6 protein-coding genes and 1 pseudogene are annotated in these 3,960 nt (G+C 72.9%); 5 read left to right on the top strand and 2 right to left on the bottom strand.

What is annotated here, in order from left to right:
• Positions 1 to 289 precede the first annotated feature (289 nt).
• Positions 290 to 718, top strand: a complete 429-nt coding sequence (locus JNW89_RS29915) for a globin (protein WP_179801427.1) — start codon at positions 290 to 292, stop codon at positions 716 to 718.
• Between the two features lie 45 nt (positions 719 to 763).
• On the opposite strand, the gene JNW89_RS29910 is transcribed toward JNW89_RS29915, so the two are convergent.
• Together JNW89_RS29910 and JNW89_RS29905 are read right to left on the bottom strand one after the other, a co-directional pair.
• A complete protein-coding gene (locus JNW89_RS29910) occupies positions 764 to 1,351 on the bottom strand; it encodes a YbjN domain-containing protein (RefSeq protein WP_210775990.1) in 588 nt (195 codons plus the stop codon).
• Between the two features lie 131 nt (positions 1,352 to 1,482).
• A pseudogene (locus tag JNW89_RS29905) lies at positions 1,483 to 1,692 on the bottom strand (hypothetical protein); the annotation flags it as partial.
• A gap of 38 nt (positions 1,693 to 1,730) precedes the next feature.
• Here JNW89_RS29905 and JNW89_RS29900 point away from each other — a divergent pair.
• From JNW89_RS29900 to JNW89_RS29885, 4 genes are all read left to right on the top strand, one after another.
• The gene (locus JNW89_RS29900) at positions 1,731 to 2,606 is read left to right on the top strand and encodes a cbb3-type cytochrome c oxidase subunit I (protein ID WP_238451627.1); all 876 of its coding nucleotides are present in this window, start codon (positions 1,731 to 1,733) and stop codon (positions 2,604 to 2,606) included.
• The gene (locus JNW89_RS29895; RefSeq protein ID WP_238448132.1) at positions 2,603 to 3,232 is read left to right on the top strand and encodes a cytochrome c oxidase subunit 3; all 630 of its coding nucleotides are present in this window, start codon (positions 2,603 to 2,605) and stop codon (positions 3,230 to 3,232) included. Before JNW89_RS29900 ends, JNW89_RS29895 begins: the two co-directional genes overlap by 4 nt.
• Positions 3,229 to 3,633, top strand: coding sequence for a hypothetical protein (locus JNW89_RS29890; protein WP_238451626.1), 405 nt, complete (start codon positions 3,229 to 3,231; stop codon positions 3,631 to 3,633). The genes JNW89_RS29895 and JNW89_RS29890 overlap by 4 nt, the downstream gene beginning before the upstream one ends.
• A partial coding sequence (locus JNW89_RS29885; RefSeq protein WP_238448134.1) for a cytochrome c oxidase assembly protein occupies positions 3,621 to 3,960 on the top strand: 340 nt, incomplete at its 3' end. The genes JNW89_RS29890 and JNW89_RS29885, both read left to right, overlap by 13 nt.

Genomic DNA, 3,960 nt, shown 5'->3' with positions numbered 1-3,960 from the left:
CCCGGTGCCCGGCCGCGCGCCGCCGGGCGACGGACGGCTGCTCCGAGGGCCGGCGCAGCCCCGCTGTGACGTGATCGGCAGCCCGCCCGGCCGGTACGCGGCGGCCGGTGCACCGGGGCACCTGGCAGGATGGAGCGGTGAATTCCGCAGCTGAGTCCGACCGGCCCGGTGCCGCCGGGCGACGGACGGCTGCTCCGAGGGCCGGCGCAGCCCCGCTGTGACGTGATCGGCAGCCCGCCCGGCCGGTACGCGGCGGCCGGTGCACCGGGGCACCTGGCAGGATGGAGCGGTGAATTCCGCAGCTGAGTCCGACCGGCCCGGTGCGCCGACGACCCTCTTCGAAGCGGTCGGCGGCGAGCCCACCTTCCGCAAGCTGGTCGACGAGTTCTACGTCGGCGTCGCCACCGACCCGCTGCTGCGCCCGATGTACCCGGAGGAGGACCTCGGGCCGGCCGCCGACCGGCTGACGCTGTTCCTCATGCAGTACTGGGGCGGCCCCAACACCTACTCCGCCCAGCGGGGGCACCCGCGGCTGCGGATGCGGCACGCGCCGTTCCGGATCGGCGCGGCGGAGCGGGACGCCTGGCTGCACCACATGCGGCGGGCGGTCGACCGGCTGGACCTGCCGCCGGAGGTCGCCAAGGCGCTCTGGGACTACCTGGAGCGCGCCGCGTACTTCATGGTCAACGTGATGGAGGAGCCGGCCGGGGACGCCTGACGGCCCGGCGGTCGCGACCGCCGGGGCCGGCCCCGCCGGTCGGGCTCAGAGCAGGGCGCCCTCGTCGTGCAGCCAGTCCACGAAGGTGGTCGCCACGGCCGCCCCGCAGTCGAGCATCTCGACCAGAAGCGCGTCGTGGGTGCCCGCACCCAGCGGCACCTGCAGCTCGGCGTAGATCGGCAGCTGGCCCCGCTCGGTGGGGTCGCCGATGTACGCCTTGCAGAACCGGCGGGTGTGGTTCCACTCGTTGACCACCCGGTAGGCCCGGTCCGCCCAGTCCGGCGGGACCGTCGCGTGTGGACGGGCCCGCATCACCAGGATCTCGTCCTCGGGGCCCTCCAGGGTGACCAGCACCGCGTGCCGCTCCCACATGGCCAGCAGGTTCCCGTCGCCGTCGGCCAGGTACCGCACGTCGAGCAGGTCGAGGGCCTCACAGACCCGGCGCAGGGTGACCGGCTCCACACTGACCGGCATGTCCGCGATCACCGGCCGGTCGGCGGCCGTGCAGTCGTCCCCCGGCTGCCGGGGGGACGGTGGTCCAACCCGGACGGTGCTGTCCACTGTGATCCCGGTTCGAGTTTCCGGGTCGCCGCCGCCAGCGGCGGGACCAGGGCGCCATGACCACCACGGCATCGCTCGCGCACCTCACTCCCCAGCGGATCCGGACGCCTACGGTGCGTTGGATCCGAGGATGGACGGTACCCGGACAGCCGGGTTGAAGCACCCCCCCAACGACAGCCCCGACCCAGAAGAATGACCATGGGTCATCCGTTCGGATGATCCTTCACCGGCCGGATCGCCAGCTCCGAGACCTTGCGCGACCATGCCGCTCCGTACGGTCCCACCAGGCCGATCCAGCGGCCCGCGACGCGTACCTGGACCTCGCCCGGGGCGTCGACGGGCCCGAGGAACCCCATCCGGACCACGCCCTGGACCAGGCGCTGGGTCACCTCGACCGGCTCGCCCGGCGGCTCKTCCGTCCGGCCTGCAGATCTTCGCCTGGCTGGCCACCATGCTGCTCGGCCGGCTGGTGATCCGCGTGCCGCTGCTGTTCGTCATCGGCTTCGTCGTGACCTTCGTGCTCGGCGGTGTCACCGGCACGATGTTCGCGATCACCGCGTTCGACCAGCAGGTCACGGACTCGTACTTCGTGGTGGCGCACTTCCACTACGTGCTGGTCGGCGGCGCGGTCTTCCCGATGCTCGCCGGCATCTACTACTGGCTGCCCAAGATCACCGGTCGGATGTACCACGAGCGGTTGGGCCGCTGGGCGTTCTGGCTGGTCTTCGCCGGCATGCACGTCACCTTCTTCCCGATGCACCTCTACGGCCTGTTCGGCATGCCCCGCCGGGTCTACACCTACGCAGGCGAGCCCGGCTGGGGCGGGTGGAACCTGGTCAGCACGGCCGGGTCGTACCTGCTCGCCCTCGGACTGCTGCTCGTGCTCGTCGGCGTGGTGCACGCCGTACGCCGGGGCCGGCCCGCCCCGGCGGATCCGTGGGACGCCGACAGCCTGGAATGGGCCACCACGTCGCCGCCCGAGCCGTACAACTTCCCCGTCCTGCCCCGGGTGCACAGCCTGCACCCGGTGTGGGACGAGCGGACCGCGGAGTCGACCGGCGCGGGCGCCACCGAGGACCGCATCCTCAGTGCGGGGCGCCGCACCCTGTTCACCAGCGAGCTGGACGCCCGCTGCGAGCGCGCGGTGCAGATGCCGGAGTCGACGCTCACGCCGCTCGTGCTCGCCGGCGCGCTCCTGATCTTCTTCACCGCCCTGCTCTTCGCCTGGTACCCGGTGGCGGCCGTCGCCATGGTCGCGGCCATTGCGACGATCGCGGTCTGGCTCTGGCCGCCCAGCGCGGATGTGGAACCAGAGGTGGCGGCATGACGGGTCGGGGCGGAGCCGTGGCGGCGGCCACCGGCGCCGAGGCGCTCAGCACGGAGCTGCCGGTCGGCCGGTCCACCGGCTGGTGGGGCATGGTGATGTTCGTGGCCACCGAGGCCACCCTCTTCGCCTGCCTGCTCGGCAGCTACTTCTACCTCCGCTTCCAGTACGGCCCGCAGTGGCCGCCGGACGGCATCGGGGCCCCCGAGCTGGTCAAGCCGCTGGTGATGACGGCGGTGCTGCTGCCGAGCAGCCTGCCCATGATCTGGGCCGAACGCGGTATCCGGCACGGCAAGCTCTGGCGGCTGCGGTCCGGGCTGGCCGTCACCATGGCGCTCGGGCTGACCTTCCTGGCCCTGCAGGCCACCGAGTACGCCGAGAAGCTCCGGCACTTCACCATGACCACCGACGTCTACGGCTCGCTGTTCTATCTGATCACCGGCTTCCACGGGCTGCACGTCCTGGTCGGACTGACCATGATCGGCTGGCTGCTCGCCACGTCCCTGGCCGGCGGCGGCTTCGGCGCCCACCACCACGAACGGGTCCGCAACGGCGCGATCTACTGGCACTTCGTCGACGCGGTGTGGGCCGCCATCCTGTTCACCATCTACCTCTCCCCGCGACTGTGACGACCACGCGACCCGGCCCCCGGGCCCGCCTCACCGGCGGGCTGCTGCTCTGGTACGGCGTGCTCGGTGGCGCCGTCGCCTGGGCGGTGCACGTGCTCGTCGCCTGGGGCCTGGACGAACTCGCCTGCGCCGCCGGCTCCGAGCGCGTCTCCGCCGTACCGCTCGGGCCGGCCGTCGGGCTGGCGGTGGTCGTCCCGGCCCTGGCCACCGCCGGCTCGCTGGCGGTCGCCGCGCTGGTGTGGCGGCGCACCGCCGGCGCGCAGTCAGCGGGCGCCGAGGACCGGGCGTTCGCCCGGTCCAGGATGCTCGCCGTGGTGGGCATCTGGCTCAACCTGCTCTTCCTGACGATCATCGTGCTCGGCGGGGTCGCCGTGCTGGTGCTGCCGCCATGTCAGAGCTGAGCGTCTACCGGGCTCACGAACCCGGTCAGAGTCCGGTGGTCGAGAGCCTGCTGACCATGCTGGCGATCGTCGCGGTCTGCCTGCTCGCGGCCGGCTACGGGCGGGGCGTCCAGGAGCTGTGGACCAGACGCGGTCCCCGCCGCGTCATCCCAGGCTGGCGGGTCGGCGCCTTCGGCGCCGGACTGCTGGTGCTGCTCGGCGTGGAGCAGGGACCGGTGCACGACATGGCGGAGTCCAGCCTGGCCGGGCACATGGCCCAGCACATGCTGCTCCTGCTGGTGGCCGGGCCGCTGCTCGCGGCCGGCGCGGCGGGGCTGCCGCTGACCA

The organism is Micromonospora sp. 4G55, assembly GCF_016803375.1.
Note: the sequence above shows the minus strand (reverse complement) of the source record. Positions and strands in the feature narration are given on the sequence as shown.